Consider the following 16411-nt stretch of genomic DNA (forward strand, 5'->3'; position numbering starts at 1 on the left):
TGGCTCCCGAAATTGTCTTCGGTCGTCTAAGCGTCGCAGTCGCCGATGCGTTCCTGCGAACTCTTCATCGTCATCTTCATGGTCTGGCCGTTGGGAGCCTTGGCATCGACGGTCATGGTCATCTGCGAGGCGGTTTCGCTGCCCGTTCCGGTCATCGTCATGCGCGCCGCGCCCTGCCCATCGGCGTTGCAGTTCATGATCGCATCGATCCGGCCGCCTTCGGCGTCAAATTTCTCGAAACTGCAATCGCCGTCGTCCTCGCGCGCCTGCCGCGCCATTTCCTCGAAGCCCTTGTCGGCTTCCTCCTTGGTCAGGCAGTATTCGTGCGTCTGCGGCCCGCGGTCGAACATGCCCTTCATCATGTCCTGAACCTGCTTGGGTGCTCCGGGCATTTCCATGTTCACGAATTCGACCGTGGCGCGGTACTGGCCGGGCTGCGGCTTCACCATGTCCTTGGACTTGGCGGCGGCTTCCTTCATCGAGATCTCGCCATCGCCGTCGGTATCGGCGCTGGTGCCACCCCCGCAGGCGGCAAGGGTCAGACTGGCGGCGGCGGCAATCGCGATACGGCGCATGAAAGGTCTCCCGGATAGTCGGGGCGAGGCTAGCAGCCGCGCCGCCTGAGGCAAGCACCGTTGCACGCCGCGCCTTTGTTCCCCATATGTGCGCGCATGAGCGAACTCGTCATCCGCCGCGGCCTCGAAGAACCCGACACCACCGGCGAATTCGTCCCCCACAAGCCCGCACGCCCCGAAAAATCGATGGGCGGCAGGAAGTTCAAGCTGGTCAGCGACTACACGCCCAGCGGCGACCAGCCGACCGCGATCGCCGAGCTGACCGGGGCGGCCAAGGAGGGCGAACAGACGCAGGTGCTGCTCGGCGTCACTGGATCGGGCAAGACCTTCACCATGGCCAAGGTGATCGAGGAATTGCAGCGCCCGGCGCTGATCCTCGCCCCCAACAAGATCCTCGCCGCCCAGCTCTATGGCGAGTTCAAGAGCTTCTTCCCCGAGAACGCGGTCGAGTATTTCGTTTCCTATTACGACTACTACCAACCCGAGGCCTACGTCCCGCGGTCCGACACTTACATCGAGAAGGAAAGCTCGGTGAACGAGGCGATCGACCGGATGCGCCACTCGGCCACCCGCGCGCTGCTCGAACGCGACGACGTGATCATCGTCGCCTCGGTCTCCTGCCTCTACGGCATCGGTTCGGTCGAGACCTATTCGGCGATGATCTTCGACATCAAGAAGGACACGCAGGTCGACCAGCGCGAGCTGATCCGCAAGCTCGTCGCGCTGCAGTACAAGCGCAACGATGCGGCCTTCGCGCGCGGCAATTTCCGCGTCCGCGGCGACAATCTGGAGATCTTCCCGAGCCACTACGAGGACATGGCCTGGCGGATCAGCTTCTTCGGCGACGAGATCGAGGAAATCAGCGAATTCGACCCGCTGACGGGCAAGAAGGGCGCGAGCCTCGACAAGGTTCGCGTCTATGCCAATTCGCACTACGTCACGCCCGGTCCGACGATGAAACAGGCCAGCGAGGCGATCAAGTTCGAGCTGCAGGAACGCTTGAAGGAACTGCATGAGGAAGGCCGGTTGCTAGAGGCGCAGCGGCTCGAGCAGCGCACCAATTTCGACCTTGAGATGATCGCCGCGACCGGCTCCTGCGCAGGGATCGAGAACTATTCGCGCTTCCTCACCGGGCGCCTGCCGGGCGAACCGCCGCCCACGCTGTTCGAATACCTCCCCGAAAACGCGCTGCTATTCGTCGACGAAAGCCACCAGACGGTGCCGCAGATTGGCGCGATGGCGCGCGGCGACCACCGCCGCAAGATCACGCTGGCCGAATACGGCTTCCGCCTCCCCTCCTGTATCGACAACCGCCCCTTGCGCTTCAACGAATGGGACGCGATGCGCCCGCAGACCTTCGCGGTCTCGGCGACGCCGGGGACCTGGGAAATGGAGCAGACCGGCGGGGTCTTCGCCGAACAGGTCATCCGCCCCACCGGGCTGATCGACCCGCCGGTCGAGATCAAGCCGGTCGAGGACCAGGTCCAGGACTGCATCGAGGAGTGCAAGGCCACCGCCGCCAAGGGCTATCGCACGCTCGTCACCACGCTGACCAAGCGGATGGCCGAAGACCTCACCGAATTCATGCACGAGGCGGGCGTCAGGGTCCGCTACATGCACTCCGACGTCGAGACGCTCGAGCGCATCGAGCTGATCCGCGACCTGCGGCTCGGCGTCTACGACGTGCTCGTCGGCATCAACCTGCTGCGCGAAGGGCTCGACATTCCCGAATGCGGGCTCGTCTGTATCCTCGATGCCGACAAGGAAGGCTTCCTGCGCAGCGAGACCTCGCTGATCCAGACCATCGGCCGCGCCGCGCGCAATGTCGACGGGCGGGTGATCCTCTATGCCGACCGCATCACCGGCAGCATGGAACGCGCGATGGCGGAGACCGAACGCCGCCGCGAAAAACAGCGCGAATACAACGAGAAGCACGGCATCACGCCGCAGACGATCAAGCGCCAGATCGCCGACATCGTCGCGCATACCGCGGCGCAGGACGGCGTCACCGTCGACACAGGCGACGACGAGCGCAACAATCTCGTCGGCCACAATCTGCGCGCCTATATCGAGGACCTCGAGAAACGCATGCGCGCCGCGGCCGCCGATCTCGAATTCGAAGAAGCGGGACGCCTGCGCGACGAGATCCGTCGGCTCGAGAACGACGAACTTGGGCTTGGCGAGGAGGAGAAGAAGGCCCCGCGCGTCGGCCGCAGCGACGCCGGTCGCCCGGGCACGCGCAAGACCCGCTACGGCAAGACGCAGCGCAAGTGGAAACCCTAACCGCGAACCTCAGCTCGCGGCGGTGAACAGCTTCGCCAACGGCGCCGCGAAGGGCAACGCATCCATCGCCCCGTGGACAACAACGACCAGCAGGAGGCTGCGGGTGCGATGCCAAAGCACTCCGAAGAAGAGCCCCACGGGCGAGAGCACGGCGATCGAGTAGGCCACGACCTGCAGGACATCGGGCGAATGGCCGAAGGTCTCCGCGTCACCGCGCAGATAGAGCCCCGGAGCATGGACCAGGCCGAACAGCAGCGAGGCTAGTGCAATCGCCAGCATCGCCGAGCCGGACCATGCCGCCAGCCGCGTCTGCAACAGGCCGCGGAAGAGGTATTCCTCGCACAGGCCGGCCACCAGGCTCATCCATATCCACGACAGCGCGATCCAGCCGATCTGCGCACCGAGGTCGGGACGCACCTCCGCCAGCCTTGCGAGCGAGGGGCTGACCACCGCGTTGAGCGCCATCAGGGCGGCGCTGAAGAGCAGCAGGCACAGTAACACGCGGCCGCGCCCAACCCTTGTCTGCCACAGCGAGGCGAGCGAGCCGCGCATGGCATAAATCAGCGCCGAAGGCAGCGCGACATGCACCAGCAGCTTGAACAGGAACAGCGCCCCCTCTTCGGTCTGCCCGTCGGGCAGTGCATCCTTGAGCCAGCCGTAGACCGGGCCGAAGATCACGAAGGCATAGAAGGCTATGTAACCGAGCAGGACGAGGCTTTCCCCGCGGGGCTTGCGCACATCGCCGGCGATCGCGGAGCGATTGCGCGTCAGCAGCAGCGCGACTGGACTGAGAATCAGGCCGAAGATGGCGAGGATCGCTGCCGCGAGCGCCCATTCGGCACCCGCATAAGCGAGATAGGCAGTGCTCGCGCCCCAGCACGCGGCATAGATGGCAATTGCAACCTTGTGCATCGATCGGACTCTCCACGTTTCGAGGCGCTGTATTATTACTGCAATACAGCACGCGCAAGCCGTTCTGCGTCATTCCCATCGCATCAGGCGGGTTTTCGTCGTCCGGCAATCGGTGTTCGTCGAGCGATGACGCGCCCGCGCTTGCCGCGCTCCGACCGATCGTCGTAGTTTCCGGATCGAAGGGGGACAGATCATGCGCCGATTCTCATTTGCACTGGCCGGAGCGATTGCGCTCGCCGCCATTGGCCCGAACGTGCTCGCTCATGAAGCGGGTGCCGAAGAGCACGCCGCAACCGATCCGGTCGCAGCCATTGCAGCAGCCGTGGCGGCACCCGACCGCCCGACCGATGCGCGCGAGCTCGACGAAAGCCGCAAGCCCGCCGAAGTGCTCGCCTTCCTCGGCCTGGAACCCGGCATGACCGCAGCCGACCTGCTCACCGGCACCGGATATTGGGCCGAGATCATGGCCCATGTGGTCGGACTGGAGGGCAAGGTAGTCGCCTACCAGCCGAGCCAGTTCTACACCGACGGAGACAGCAAGGCCGCGTGGAGCGCGCTTGAGGCGCGTGCTCCCGAAGTCAGCGAATCGCGCTATCCCTTCGATGAATTCGCACCGCCCGCCGAGACGCTCGATTTCGCGATCATCAACCTGTCCTACCACGACATCTACTGGACCTCGGAGCGCTACAAGATCCCGACCACCAACCCGGCGGCCTATGTCACCGCGCTCTATGCCGGGATGAAGCCCGGCGGCGTGGTCGGGGTGATCGACCATGTCGGCGAAGGCAGCGAAACGCGCGAACTCGTCGATGCTCTCCACCGTATCGATCCGGCGGTGGTTCGTGCCGATTTCGAAGCTGCGGGTTTCGTGCTCGAGGACACGAGCGATCTCCTCGCCAATCCCGAGGACGACCACACCAAGCTGGTCTTCGATCCCACGATCCGCGGCAAGACGGACCGCTTCCTGTTCAAGTTCGTCAAGCCGCGTTGACGCGTACCGCCGCGGCCTACATGGTCGGGCAAACAAGGGGTAATCCATGATCCATCGCACTCTCGCCGCGCTGGCGGCCGGCGCCATACTCGCTGTCGCGCCCGCCCAGGCACAGGACAAGGCAAAGGACGACAAGCCCGCCGCCGTCACCGACTACGAGCCGAAATCGGCCTCGAAGCGCTTGACTGGCACTTTCGGCGGGCGCAGCGTGACCTATTCGGCGACCGTCGCCGAACAGGTGCTCAAGGACGACAAGGGCGCGCCCAAGGCCGCGATCGTCACCACCGCCTATGTCGCCGAGCCGCGCGATTCCAGGCGCCCGGTGACCTTCCTCTTCAACGGCGGCCCGGGTTCGGGCTCGGTATGGCTGCAGATGGGCGCCTTCGGGCCGAAACGCGTCGCCATCCCCTCCAATGCGCAGGACGACGGCGGTCCGCCCTACCCCATCCTCGACAATCCGGATTCGCTGCTCGACGTCACCGACCTCGTCTTCATCGACCCGGTCGGCACCGGCTGGAGCCACGCGATCGGCGATACCGATCCGAAGGATTACTGGGGCGTGACCAAGGACGCCCAGTCGGTGGCGCAGGTGATCCGCCAGTGGCTGAGCGAGAACGGCCGCTGGAACAGCCCCAAATACCTCGGCGGCGAAAGCTACGGCACCACGCGCAGCGCAGCGGTCGTGAACGAGCTCGAGGGCGGCTACAACGACGTCGCGCTCAACGGCGTCATCCTGATTTCCACCGTGCTCGACTTCGCCGCCGGGGCGGAGACCGAGGGCGCCGAGCTCGGCTATATCACCACGCTTCCCTCCTTCGCAGCGACCGCGCTCTACCACGGCAAGGCCAGCGCGCCTTCGGTCGAGCAATTCGTCGAGGACGCCCGGCAGTTCGCCATCGGGCCCTATGCCGCCTTCCTGATCAAGGGACAGAAGGCGAGCTCCGCAGAACGCGCCTCGGTCCGCCGCGAGCTCGCCCGCTTTACCGGCCTCGGCGAGACCTTCCTCGAGAACGCCGACCTGCGAGTGACCTCGGGCCGCTTCTACAAGGAACTGCTCCGCGATCGCGGGCTGACGGTGGGCCGGCTCGACAGCCGCTACACTGGGCGCGACTACGACAATGCCGGCGAGTATCCCGACAACGATCCCAGCTTCTACGGCATCGACGGCGGCTACACCGCGGCGGTCAACGCCTATCTGCGCGACACGGTTGGCTACGACACCGAACGGCAATACGTCACCATCGGCGGCGTGCGCGACTGGGACTGGAACATCCGTGGCGGGCGCGACACCAACGCCTATCTCAATGTCACCCCCTACCTCGCCAAAGCGCTGCGCGAAAATTCGGCCATGCGGATCTTCGTCGGCCAGGGGTGGTACGATTTCGCGACGCCCTTCTTCGCCGCCGAATATGCGCTGAGCCGCACGGGCATCCCGCAGGACCGCATTGGCTTCCACTATTACGACGCGGGGCACATGATGTATGTCCGCGACGAGGACCGGACGAAGCTGTCGCAGGATATCCGCGCCTTCATCCGCAGTCGTTGAGGATAGAAGGCGCGCCGCGCTTGAATGCCGTCACGCCTGTGTCATAGCGCGGACGATGCGTCGCACCCTCTCCCTCGTTCCGCTGGTCCTGCTGGCGGCCTGCAAGCCCCCGGCCTCTGACGACTATGTCGAGCGGACGCGGATCGAAAGCCCGGCCGAGGGGCCGTCCGAACCCATCGATTCGCCCGATACCGAGGGTGCGATCTGGGCTCCGGCCGAACGCGATACGCGGTTGCTCTACGGCAAGCCGGGCGAACATCCGCTCTTCGCGCTCGAATGCCTCAGCGACGGTCAGGGCCCGGAATTGGGCTATACCCGCTTCGCCAAGGCCGATCCGGCTGCGCAGGCGATCCTCGCGCTGATCGGCAACGGCCATGTCTCGCGGCTCAAGATCGATGCCGCGCAGGTCGGCGATGCCTGGCGCTGGGAAGGCGCCGTTGCAGCCGCCGATCCGCGGCTCGATGTCCTGACCGGCGCGCGCGAGGTCGAGGCGACCGTGCCCGGGGCGGGCAGCGTGATCCTCAATGCGAGCAACCTGCCGGGCGAACTGGTCGAACGCTGCCGTGCGCTGGACGAACCGCTCAGCGAGGAGACCGCGTCGCCCGAGCCTTCTGCAGCAGCAGATCCGGCGTAAGCACCTGCGGCAATTGCTCGGCCTCGCCGCCGGGCGCGTACCACAGATAGAGCGGGACCCCCGCAGCGCCCTGCTGCGTGAGCATGCGGCTGATTTCCTCGTTGGGCTGCGTCCAGTCGCCGCGCATGGCGATCACGCCCGCATCCTCGAACGCCGCGCGCGTCGCCTCGCGTTCGATCGCAACGCTCTCGTTGACCTTGCAGGTGACGCACCAGTCGGCGGTGAACCAGACGAAGACCGGGCGGCCCGAAGCGCGCGCCTCGGCCAGCGCGGCCTCGCTGTAATCGATCGGATCGAGCAGGCTTTCCGCCGTCCCAGCCGCCGTCTGCGGCTGCGGTAGCAGCGCGGTGCCCAGCGCCAGCACGGCGAAAAGGCCGGCGAAGACCGCAAGCGCACCGCTATGGGCGCGACGCTGAACCCTGCCGGCCAGCAGCAATCCGCCGAGCGCGATCGCGGCGAGCAAGAGCACGAGCGCAAGATAGTCCCATCCGCCGATCCGCCAGACGAGCCAGCCCAGCGCGAGCGCCGTGAGCCCCATCGGCAGCGCCATCCAGCGACGGAAGCGCTCCATCCAGGCGCCCGGCCGCGGCAGGCGACGGCGGATCGCGGGGACGAAACCGACGAGCAGGAAAGGCAGCGCGAGGCCGAGGCCGAGAGCGACGAAAACCAGCAATCCATTAAGCGGCTCGATGACCAGCGCCGCGCCCAGCGCGAGCGCCATGAAGGGCCCCGTGCAGGGCGTGGCGACGAAGGCCGCGAGCAGTCCGGTCGAGAAGGAGCCGCCGCGCGAGGGTGCGCCGCCCGCAATCGCCAGCCCCGGAACCTCGAACAGGCCGAGGAAATTGGCGGTGATCGCCAGCGCCAGCAGGAACAGGCCCACCACCACGGCGGGCTCCTGCAGCTGGAAGGCCCAGCCGATCTGCTGGCCCGCCGAGCGCAGCAGCAGGATCGTCGCGCCCAGCGCGGTGCAGGCGACCACGACGCCCGCCGTATAGGCCAGTGCATCGCGGCGAGCGGCACGCTCCTCGCCGCCGGCCTTGGCCAGCGCGAGCGCCTTGAGGCTGAGGATCGGGAAGACGCAGGGCATCACGTTGAGCAGCAATCCGCCGGCGAGCGCGGCGAGCAGCAGCTGCCACAGCGCGGGCTCCGTGCCGCCGCCGCTGATCGGATCGACGCCTTCGAGCGGGACATCGCCCGCCACCGCGCTAAACCGAACGCCCCGCCCCTCGCCGAAATCGAGAATGCCGGTGATCGTCTCGGGCCGCGGGAAGGCAGTCAGTTCGACATTGTCGGGCACGGCGATCTGCTCGATCGGCACTTCGGCCACCAGCAGGTCGCCTTCGCGGACAAAGGTCTGCGTGGCGGTGTAGAGCGGTCTGTCGCCCTCGCCGAGTTCGGCGGTGCCGAGGAACAGGTGTGGTTCGCCCAGCTTCGTCGATCCGGGCAGCGGAATGCCGATCCGCAGCCGGGTGGCGGTGAATTCGAACTGCCCCGGGCTGTCGAGCTGCGGCACGATCTTAGCCTGCCACTCGCCGAAGCGGGGGTCGGCCACGGCGCGCGCGGGGTCGAGCTTCAGTCGCGCTTGCTGGGGCACGCAGATCGTGTCGGTGCAGGCGAGGTAGCGCGCCGTCAGCTTCAACGGCGCGACATTCGCCACTGCCGCCCCCTCGGGCACGGTGATCGGCACGAGCACCGCATAGTCGCCTTCGTAGACATGGTTCATCAGCCCGCCGACGACGAGCCGGTGCGGCAGCGGATAGAGCGGCTCGCCCGCTTCCCAGCCCTCGGGCAGCTCCCACTCGAGCTCCATGCCCAGACCGGCATCGCCGGGGTTCGACCAGTAGCCGTGCCATTCGCGCGACACGGGCGTGAAATGCAGCGCCACCATCCAGCGCTCGCCCGGCTGCGGCGCGCCCTCGGCGATCAGCTCGGCAGGCATGCGATCGCTCCCCGGCCCCTGAGCGGCGAGTGGCGCCGCGGCCGGCCCGGCCAGGGCCAGCGCCAGCAGCAGAAACAGCGCGGCGACCCGCTCCAATATCCTTGCCTCGATCACGCAGGCCGCTCTAGGGACACACCCCATGACAGACAAGCGAGACCTGCTGATCCTGGGCGGCGGCCTGGTGGGCATGACCCTGGCGCTGGCCGCGGCGAAGAAGGGCTTTTCGAGCCATCTGGTCGATCGCGCCGATCCGGCCAGCCTGACCGCCGAGGGCTTCGACGGCCGCGCCTCGGCGATCTCGACCGCGAGTTGGCGGCTGTTCCGCCACATCGGGCTCGAGGACGTGCTCGAACCCCATGGCTGCGACATCGCCGCCATCGCAGTGCTCGACCAAATGAAGCCCGGCCGGCTCGATTTCCGCCCCGAACCGCACGAAGGCACACTGGGGCGTATGTTCGCCAATCGCCAGCTACGCCTCGCGCTGCACGAGGCCGCGGCGCAGCAGCCGCTGATCGAATGGCACGCGCCGGTCGAGGTCGTCTCGCGCGAGCGCGGCGAATTCGGCGTCTCGGCGACGCTCGGCGACGGCCGCGTGCTCGAAGCCGCGCTGATGGTCGGCGCGGAAGGGCGCGGCTCGCCCAGTCGCGAGGAAGCCGGCTTCAAGATGGCGAGCTGGGACTACAGCCACCGCGCGATGATCGTCGGGCTCGACCACACCAAGCCGCACGAGAACGTCGCCTGGGAAATCTTCTATCCCGACGGTCCCTTCGCGCTCCTGCCGATGCTCGACGGGCCCGAAGGGCAGCATCGCAGCGCGCTGGTGTGGACGGTCGACGAGAAGGACGCCGCAGGCGTGCTCAAGCTGTCCGAACGCGCCTTCCTCGCCGAGGTGTACAAGCGCATGGGCGACCTGCTCGGCGAGCTCTCGCTCAACAGCAAGGTGTCTTCCTTCCCGCTGACCTTCCAGCACACCGCGAAGATCGTCGAGCAGCGCCTCGCACTCGTCGGCGACAGCGCGCATGGCATGCACCCGATCGCGGGCCAGGGGCTCAACCTCGGCCTGCGCGACGTCGGCGCGCTGGTCGAGGTGCTCGACGAGGCGGCGCGGCTCGGGCTCGACCTCGGCGACGCGCAGGTGCTCGCGAAATACGAGAAGTGGCGCGCGCTCGATTCGCTCATGGTGATGGGCGCGACCGACAGCCTGACGCGGATCTTCGGCCTGCGCGGCAAGACCGCGAGCGCGGTGCGCCGCTTCGGCATGGCCGGGATCCAGCGCTCGGGCTGGCTCAAGCGCTTCTTCATGGACGAGGCGCGCGGCATCTCGGGCGACCTGCCCGAACTGCTCAAGGCCTAGGCGGTCAGTTCTCTTCTACCGGGCTCGGCTGCTCGATGCGGTTGCCCCCCCCGTCGCGCAGGCGACGCGGTTCGAGTACGGCGGCAGTTTCGATCAGGTCGAGCGCGCGCTGCAGCGCGGCATAGCGCTCGGCATCGCGGATCCAGCCGGTCGCCTGCTGGGCGCCGGGCAGGTTGCGCACCTCGGCGATCGCCGATTCGGTCCGCCCGCTCTCGAGGAACAGCCGTGCACGGTCGAGGCGGCGCTCCGGCTGCGGCGACGGCGCGCTTTCGCGGCGGATCACGAACAATTGCGCCAGCTCTTCGCCGAAGCGTTGGAAGCCGGTCCTGTCGTTCGGCTTGGCGAGCTTGGGCGAGAGGCCTTCGAGCCGCGCGATCAGCTGGTCGAGCGTGATCGGGTCGCGGCTGGTGCTGATGATCGTGTCGACCGCATTGGGCATGGCGTCGCCGAAGCGCAGCCGCAGTTGGTCGGCAAGATAACCCAGCTCCGCGCCCTTCTCGAGCGCGCGGCGGGTGGCGAAGGCGATCAGCAGGCCTTCGGCGCGTGCGGTGTTGCCCGCCGCAGCCTGCGCCTGCAGGTCGAGCCGGGCGAGGCGCTGTTCGGCTGCCGCCAGCCGCTGGTCGATGCCGCCCTGCTGTTCGGCCACGCGTTCGACCGCCTTTTGCGCCGCCTGGCTCGCCGTGACGCTCGGGGTAGGCGAAGGGTCCGCGGTGGCGGGGTCGGCGGCAGTCCGGGGTTCGGATGCGGCGCTCGCGTCGACCGGAGTCTCGCGGTCGATCATGGTGTAGACCGCGTATCCCGCCACCGCTCCCCCAAGGAGGAAGCTGGCAAGCACGGCGACCAGGACCGGCCTCGCCGAAGGTCCCTTGCGCCGGGTGCTGGGTGTTGTGTTCATCAAAATCCGTTCCGCGACCCCATCGGCCCCTCTCGCGGGAACCCTTCTATCCATCCCCGCCGGTCTGGCACAAGCTCTGCGCCAAGGCCAGTAGCTCGCTGTCCCCGGGCGCTTCGGCCGTATGGACCGATCCCCAGCTCTCGCCAGCGAGCTCGGCGACCCGCGGGCCGATCGCAGCGATGTCGATTCGCGTCCGATCGAGCTCGTGGCGATCGCATTCGACCTTGAAGCGTTCGGCCGCCGCGCCCGAATGCAGCGCCACCACCCCACCGTCGCGCAGCAGCGCGATATCTTCCTCGGCCAGGCTCCCGGGTTCGGCGCGGTAGAGAGTGCGGGTATCGATCGCGATCCCGTCGGGCACGCGCAGCGTCACGCGGTCCTCGCCCGCCAACCGCAACAGATGCAGTTCGCGCCCGGCGAGATCGTCGAGCAGGTTCTGCAGCCCCCCGCGTCCCGTCCGTCCAATCAGGAATCCTGCCGCACGGGCCGCATCGGCGGTCGCTTCGCCCACCGCATGGACGGGCAGTTTGGTGAGCTTTTCGAGCCGCTTGCCACCGTGACGAAAGACATTGGCGCTGCCCACTAGCAGGCCGTCATAGGCCTTCGCCGGCGGCACCTCCCATTCGACCGGCTCGATGTCGAACAGCGGCCGGCCATGGACATCGAGCCCCATGTCGCGCGCCATCTGTGCACTGACCGACCAGCCCGGCTCGGGCCGGAGGAGGAACAGTGGCTTCACGCGGCCTGTCGGAAATGCGCGGCGACCGCGGGCGGCGCCTGGTCGAGCAGGCGGCGCGCAAGATCGAGCGGGGCGCTCTGGTCCCCCGCAACGAAGCTCGCGCTGTCGGCGATCCGGATTGTGCCGTCCGGACTGAAGATCGCCGCCGTCAGGGCGATACTGCCTTCCGCGCTGCGCGAGAGGGCCGCGATAGGGCTGTGGCACGATCCGCCGAGCCCTTCGAGCAGGCGGCGTTCGGCCGACACTTCGGCGTGGCTTTCGGCATGGTCGATCGCGCCCAGCAACTCGCGCACCCGCGCATCGTCGCCGCGGCATTCGATCCCGATCGCCGCCTGCGCGGGCGCAGGAAGCCATTCTTCGGGATCGAGCCCGACGCCGACCGCGTCCTCGCCCAGCCGGTCGAGCCCGGCAGCAGCGAGGAAGGTCGCGTCGGCCTCGCCCGCCTCGAGCTTGGCCATGCGCGTGGCGACATTGCCGCGAATGCCGACGACGGTGAGGTCCGGCCTAAGGTGGAGCAATTGCGCCGCGCGGCGCGGGGCACTGGTGCCGACACGCGCGCCGGCGGGAATGGCCGCGATCGAGGCGGCGCCGAGCAGCCGGTCGGCCTTGTCGGCACGCGGAAGGATGGCGGCGATGGCGAAGGCTCCCGGGCGGAGCGTCTCGACATCCTTCATCGAATGGACCGCAGCGTCGATGCGGCCTTCGACGAGCCACTGGTCGAGCTCGCGGGTCCACAGCGCCTTGCCGCCGATCTCGGCGAGCGGGCGATCCTGCACCTTGTCGCCGCTGGCGACCACGGGGACCAGTTCGACCGCCGATTCGTCCCACCCATGCGCCGCGCAGAGCCGCGCGCGCGCCTCGTGCGCCTGCGCCATGGCAAGCGGTGAGCGGCGGGTCCCGAGGCGGAGAATGGGCTGGGTCGACATAGGGTGCGCTTGCCCTAGCGAGCCATGCCGCTAAGGGAAAGCGGGATGGCACTGGTTCTCGGCATAGAAAGCTCCTGCGACGAAACCGCGGTCGCACTGGTCGACAGCGAACGGCACATCGTCGCGCAGCGCATCGCCTCGCAGGACGAAGACCACGCACCCTTCGGCGGCGTGGTGCCCGAGATCGCCGCGCGCGCGCATGCCGAACGGCTCGCCCCGATGATCGCCGGGGTACTCGAGGATGCCGGGATAGCGCTCAGCGAGTGCGATGCGATCGCCGCCACCGCCGGGCCGGGCCTCATCGGCGGGGTCATGGTCGGGCTGGTCAGCGCCAAGGCGCTGGCGATGGCGACCGACACGCCGCTGATCGCGATCAACCATCTCGAAGGCCATGCGCTGAGCCCGCGCCTCGCCGACGAAAGCATTGCCTTTCCCTATGCGCTGCTGCTCGTCTCGGGCGGGCATTGCCAGATCCTCCGCGTCGACGGCGTGGGCGAATACCGCCGCCTCGCGACGACGATCGACGATGCGCTGGGCGAGGCCTTCGACAAGACCGCCAAGATCCTCGGGCTCGGCTTTCCGGGTGGCCCGGCGGTCGAACGCGCGGCGCTGGAAGGCGATGCGCGTGCCGTCCCCCTGCCCCGACCGATGGTCGGCAGCGGCGAGCCGCACTTTTCTTTCGCCGGCCTCAAGAGCGCGGTGCTGCGCGCGCATGAGAGCGGCCAATACGAGACCGCCGACATCGCCGCGAGCTTCCAGCAGGCGGCCGTCGATTGCGTAACCGACCGGTTGCGTATCGCGCTCGCCGAGATGGACGATGTCGACACGTTGGTGGTCGCGGGCGGGGTCGCGGCCAATGCCACCGTGCGCGCGGCGCTGGAGCAATTGGCGGTAGACCACGACATGCGCTTCGCCGCGCCGCCGCCGAAACTCTGCACCGACAATGCCGCGATGATCGCATGGGCGGGCATAGAGCGCCTCGGCCAGTCCGACCCGCTCGACATTTCCGCTCGTCCGCGCTGGCCACTCGATCCGGAAGCCGAACCGGTGCGCGGCGCGGGAGTGAAGGCATGACCAAGGTCGGAGTACTCGGTGCCGGTGCCTGGGGCACCGCGCTCGCGCAGATGCTCGCAAGCGACGGACGCGAAGTGCTCGTCTGGGCACGCGAGGAAGAACTGGTCGAGGAGATCAATTCCGCCCGCACGAACTCGCTGTTCCTGCCTTCTGCACAGCTGGCCCAAACCATCCGCGCCACGGGCGACCTCTCCGAAATGGCCGCGCTCGACACACTGCTGGTGGTCACTCCGGCGCAGCATATGGGCAGCGTGCTCGCCGCCATGCCGTCGCATCCGCGCGACCTCGTGCTGTGCTCGAAGGGCATCGAGGCGGGCAGCGGCCGCCTCATGAACCATGTCGCCAGCGATGCCGCGCCCGGCAGCGCGATCGCAGTCCTCTCGGGCCCGACCTTCGCGCATGAGGTCGCCGCCGGCCTCCCGACCGCGGTCACGCTCGCCTGCGCGGGCGGCGAGGATCAATGGGATCGGATCGCCCCGGTGATCGCGCGCCAGGCTTTCCGGCCCTATTATTCGGACGACGTCACCGGCGCCGAGATCGGCGGGTCGGTCAAGAACGTGCTCGCCATCGCCTGCGGCGTGGTCGACGGGCTCGGCCTCGGCCAGAACGCCCGCGCCGCGCTGATCGCGCGCGGATATGCCGAGATGCTCCGCTTCGGCGAGGCGCTCGGGGCGCGCGCCGAGACCCTCGCGGGACTGTGCGGCCTCGGCGACCTCGTGCTCACCTGCTCGTCCACCTCGAGCCGCAATTTCTCGCTTGGCAAGGCGCTCGGCGAAGGCGCCAGCGCGCAGGAACTGATGGCCGACCGCCGTACCGTGGCCGAAGGCGCGCATACCGCGCCCGTGCTGGTCGAACTGGCCGCGAGGCACGGCGTCGCCATGCCCATCGTCACTTCGGTGTACGATCTTCTCAAGGGCGATGCACCCGGTGAAGTCGTCACGGCACTGCTCGCGCGTCCGTTACGCGCCGAACAGGAAGCCGCCGGGTGAGCGAAGAAAAGCCAGACGAAGACCTCTCCGCGCTGGCCAAGGGCGGACGGCAGAACTTCTTCGGCTTCCTCCTGCGGCTCGTCGCGCGGCTGCCCTTCCTGTTCATCGCCGGGCGGCTCTACGGCCCCGATGCGCTGGGCCGCTTCGCCTCGGCGCTGGTGGTGGTCGAACTGGTTGCGCTGGTCTGCGCCATGGGCGAGAAACGCGGGCTCGCGCAGCGCCTGGCCGAGGACGAGGAGGCGCATCCGGCGAACCTCGTTTACGACGGCATGCTGCTCGCGCTGCTGTTCTCGTTGGTCGCGGCGGCCTTCTTCTGGCTGGTCCCCGCCCCGCTGTTCCCGAGCGGCGAGTTCACCGCGCTCGACCGCTTCATCGTGCTCGCCATCCCCGGCTATGCGCTGACCGAGATCGTCCTCGCCGCACAGGCCTACAGATACGATATCGCCACCACCGTTCGCGCCCGCGCGGTGGTCGAACCCTGGACCATCTCGATCATGGCGGGCGCGTTCTACTACTTCCCGGCGACTTCGGAATCCGGACTGGCGATGGCCTATCTCGCCTCGATCTATGCAGGGCTGGCGACGGGCTTGTGGTCCTTTTTCCGCAGCTACGGGCCACCCAGGGGATGGCGCCCGCACCCGGTCTACATGGGTCGCATGACGGTTCGCGCGCTGCCTCTGGCCACCGCAGACGCGATCGAATGGGGCACCCGCCGGCTCGACATCTTCATCCTCGGCCTGTTCGCCGCGCCGACCGCGGTCGGGGTCTATTATATCGCGCAGCAGGTCGCGAGCCTGCCGCAGAAGCTCAAGACCAGCTTCGAACCGATCCTCGGGCCGGTCATCACCAAGAACCTCAAGACGAAGAATTACGAGGCGATCGCCAGACAGGTCTGCCAGGTCGGCTTCTGGATCGTCGCCATGCAGGCGGGCATCGCGCTGGCGCTGGGCGTGCCGGGCGAAGCGGTCATGGGCCTCGTCGGGCCCGAATTCGTCGGCGGCACGGGCGCGCTTGCCTTCCTGCTCGCGGCGGAAGTGGTCGCCGCCACCGCGGTCGTCTCCGAAGCCGTGCTGATCTACGTCGCGCGGGTTAAGAACCTGTGGATCTCGATCGGCACCATCGCGCTGCAGGGCGTGCTGACCGTGGTGCTGATCGAGGCAATGGTCGCGGGCGGATACGGCGAGCCCTACAAGGCTGCAGCCGCCGCGATCGCGTTGATGGTGGCGCTGGGCACCGCCAGCCTCGTCAAGGCCGTGCTGCTGGGCAAATACCTCGACCAGAGCATCAACACCTTCCGCTGGCCGCTTGTCTGGGCGGCGGCCCCCGCCGTGGTCGTCGGCTGGCTGGCGACGCAATTGCCCGAATGGGCCGAACTGATCGTCGGCATTCCCGCGATCCTCGCAGTCTATGGCTTCGTAATCTGGACGCGCGGCTTCGGGCCCGAGGACCGCGTCCTGTTCCGTCGCAATCTCGACAAGGACGAAGCCCCGGCCGGGTGACCTCAATACGTCGGCGGGCGCACGTTCAGTCGGCATTCACCCCGCGGCGATGTAA

Annotated in this window: 14 protein-coding genes; 8 read left to right on the forward strand and 6 right to left on the reverse strand. The window is 67.9% G+C overall.

Annotated elements, in window-relative coordinates; genetic code table 11:
* Window positions 1–26 precede the first annotated feature (26 nt).
* Window positions 27–575, reverse strand: coding sequence for a DUF3617 domain-containing protein (locus K3181_RS02720; protein WP_221600544.1), 549 nt, complete (start codon window positions 573–575; stop codon window positions 27–29).
* Window positions 576–671: 96 nt separating this feature from the next.
* Between K3181_RS02720 and uvrB the strand changes: the two genes are divergently transcribed.
* Window positions 672–2858, forward strand: coding sequence for an excinuclease ABC subunit UvrB (gene uvrB / locus K3181_RS02725; protein WP_221600546.1), 2187 nt, complete (start codon window positions 672–674; stop codon window positions 2856–2858).
* Window positions 2859–2867: 9 nt separating this feature from the next.
* On the opposite strand, the gene K3181_RS02730 is transcribed toward uvrB, so the two are convergent.
* Window positions 2868–3770, reverse strand: a complete 903-nt coding sequence (locus K3181_RS02730) for a CPBP family intramembrane glutamic endopeptidase (RefSeq protein ID WP_221600548.1) — start codon at window positions 3768–3770, stop codon at window positions 2868–2870.
* 193 nt (window positions 3771–3963) lie between these two features.
* Between K3181_RS02730 and K3181_RS02735 the strand changes: the two genes are divergently transcribed.
* From K3181_RS02735 to K3181_RS02745, 3 genes are read left to right on the forward strand one after another with little or no spacing between them, the layout of a single operon-like run.
* The gene (locus tag K3181_RS02735; protein ID WP_221600550.1) at window positions 3964–4761 is read left to right on the forward strand and encodes a class I SAM-dependent methyltransferase; all 798 of its coding nucleotides are present in this window, start codon (window positions 3964–3966) and stop codon (window positions 4759–4761) included.
* Between the two features lie 46 nt (window positions 4762–4807).
* Window positions 4808–6307, forward strand: a complete 1500-nt coding sequence (locus tag K3181_RS02740; protein WP_221600552.1) for a S10 family peptidase — start codon at window positions 4808–4810, stop codon at window positions 6305–6307.
* 55 nt (window positions 6308–6362) lie between these two features.
* On the forward strand, window positions 6363–6941 hold the full coding sequence (locus tag K3181_RS02745) for a hypothetical protein (protein WP_221600554.1): 579 nt from the start codon (window positions 6363–6365) through the stop codon (window positions 6939–6941).
* Here K3181_RS02745 and K3181_RS02750 read toward each other — a convergent pair.
* The gene (locus K3181_RS02750) at window positions 6889–8994 is read right to left on the reverse strand and encodes a protein-disulfide reductase DsbD family protein (RefSeq protein ID WP_345725436.1); all 2106 of its coding nucleotides are present in this window, start codon (window positions 8992–8994) and stop codon (window positions 6889–6891) included. The two genes, K3181_RS02745 and K3181_RS02750, sit on opposite strands and share 53 nt — an antisense overlap.
* Before the next feature lie 25 nt (window positions 8995–9019).
* On the opposite strand from K3181_RS02750, the gene K3181_RS02755 reads away from it, so the two are divergent.
* Window positions 9020–10234, forward strand: a complete 1215-nt coding sequence (locus K3181_RS02755) for an FAD-dependent monooxygenase (RefSeq protein WP_221600557.1) — start codon at window positions 9020–9022, stop codon at window positions 10232–10234.
* Between the two features lie 4 nt (window positions 10235–10238).
* Here the strand turns inward: K3181_RS02755 and K3181_RS02760 are convergent, their stop codons facing one another.
* The 3 genes from K3181_RS02760 to hemC are packed head-to-tail and all read right to left on the reverse strand — an operon-like array spanning window position 10239 to window position 12743.
* Window positions 10239–11129, reverse strand: a complete 891-nt coding sequence (locus K3181_RS02760; protein ID WP_221600559.1) for an MICOS complex subunit MIC60 — start codon at window positions 11127–11129, stop codon at window positions 10239–10241.
* Between the two features lie 46 nt (window positions 11130–11175).
* Window positions 11176–11868, reverse strand: a complete 693-nt coding sequence (locus tag K3181_RS02765) for a uroporphyrinogen-III synthase (protein WP_221600561.1) — start codon at window positions 11866–11868, stop codon at window positions 11176–11178.
* Complete coding sequence (gene hemC, locus K3181_RS02770; RefSeq protein WP_247714959.1) at window positions 11865–12743, reverse strand: hydroxymethylbilane synthase; 879 nt, start codon at window positions 12741–12743, stop codon at window positions 11865–11867. Before hemC ends, K3181_RS02765 begins: the two co-directional genes overlap by 4 nt.
* A 96-nt stretch (window positions 12744–12839) precedes the next feature.
* Between hemC and tsaD the strand changes: the two genes are divergently transcribed.
* Genes tsaD through K3181_RS02785 form a run of 3 tightly spaced genes read left to right on the forward strand, consistent with a single transcriptional unit; the run spans window position 12840 to window position 16356 of the window.
* The gene (tsaD, locus tag K3181_RS02775; protein WP_221600566.1) at window positions 12840–13868 is read left to right on the forward strand and encodes a tRNA (adenosine(37)-N6)-threonylcarbamoyltransferase complex transferase subunit TsaD; all 1029 of its coding nucleotides are present in this window, start codon (window positions 12840–12842) and stop codon (window positions 13866–13868) included.
* The gene (locus tag K3181_RS02780; RefSeq protein ID WP_221600567.1) at window positions 13865–14857 is read left to right on the forward strand and encodes an NAD(P)H-dependent glycerol-3-phosphate dehydrogenase; all 993 of its coding nucleotides are present in this window, start codon (window positions 13865–13867) and stop codon (window positions 14855–14857) included. Before tsaD ends, K3181_RS02780 begins: the two co-directional genes overlap by 4 nt.
* A complete protein-coding gene (locus K3181_RS02785; protein ID WP_221600569.1) occupies window positions 14854–16356 on the forward strand; it encodes a lipopolysaccharide biosynthesis protein in 1503 nt (500 codons plus the stop codon). Before K3181_RS02780 ends, K3181_RS02785 begins: the two co-directional genes overlap by 4 nt.
* Window positions 16357–16411 lie beyond the last annotated feature (55 nt).

Source organism: Qipengyuania mesophila, from assembly GCF_019711655.1.
Taxonomy (GTDB): Bacteria; Pseudomonadota; Alphaproteobacteria; order Sphingomonadales; family Sphingomonadaceae; genus Qipengyuania; species Qipengyuania mesophila.

What these genes read in the sequence shown, in the direction of transcription:
- K3181_RS02745 (WP_221600554.1), top strand. Translation starts at nt 6,363, where the DNA reads ATGCGTCGCACCCTCTCCCTCGTTCCGCTGGTCCTGCTGGCGGCCTGC.
- K3181_RS02730 (WP_221600548.1), bottom strand. Translation starts at nt 3,770, where the DNA reads ATGCACAAGGTTGCAATTGCCATCTATGCCGCGTGCTGGGGCGCGAGC.
- tsaD (WP_221600566.1), top strand. Translation starts at nt 12,840, where the DNA reads ATGGCACTGGTTCTCGGCATAGAAAGCTCCTGCGACGAAACCGCGGTC.
- hemC (WP_247714959.1), bottom strand. Translation starts at nt 12,743, where the DNA reads ATGGCGCAGGCGCACGAGGCGCGCGCGCGGCTCTGCGCGGCGCATGGG.
- K3181_RS02735 (WP_221600550.1), top strand. Translation starts at nt 3,964, where the DNA reads ATGCGCCGATTCTCATTTGCACTGGCCGGAGCGATTGCGCTCGCCGCC.
- K3181_RS02755 (WP_221600557.1), top strand. Translation starts at nt 9,020, where the DNA reads ATGACAGACAAGCGAGACCTGCTGATCCTGGGCGGCGGCCTGGTGGGC.
- K3181_RS02780 (WP_221600567.1), top strand. Translation starts at nt 13,865, where the DNA reads ATGACCAAGGTCGGAGTACTCGGTGCCGGTGCCTGGGGCACCGCGCTC.
- K3181_RS02740 (WP_221600552.1), top strand. Translation starts at nt 4,808, where the DNA reads ATGATCCATCGCACTCTCGCCGCGCTGGCGGCCGGCGCCATACTCGCT.
- uvrB (WP_221600546.1), top strand. Translation starts at nt 672, where the DNA reads ATGAGCGAACTCGTCATCCGCCGCGGCCTCGAAGAACCCGACACCACC.
- K3181_RS02760 (WP_221600559.1), bottom strand. Translation starts at nt 11,129, where the DNA reads ATGAACACAACACCCAGCACCCGGCGCAAGGGACCTTCGGCGAGGCCG.
- K3181_RS02720 (WP_221600544.1), bottom strand. Translation starts at nt 575, where the DNA reads ATGCGCCGTATCGCGATTGCCGCCGCCGCCAGTCTGACCCTTGCCGCC.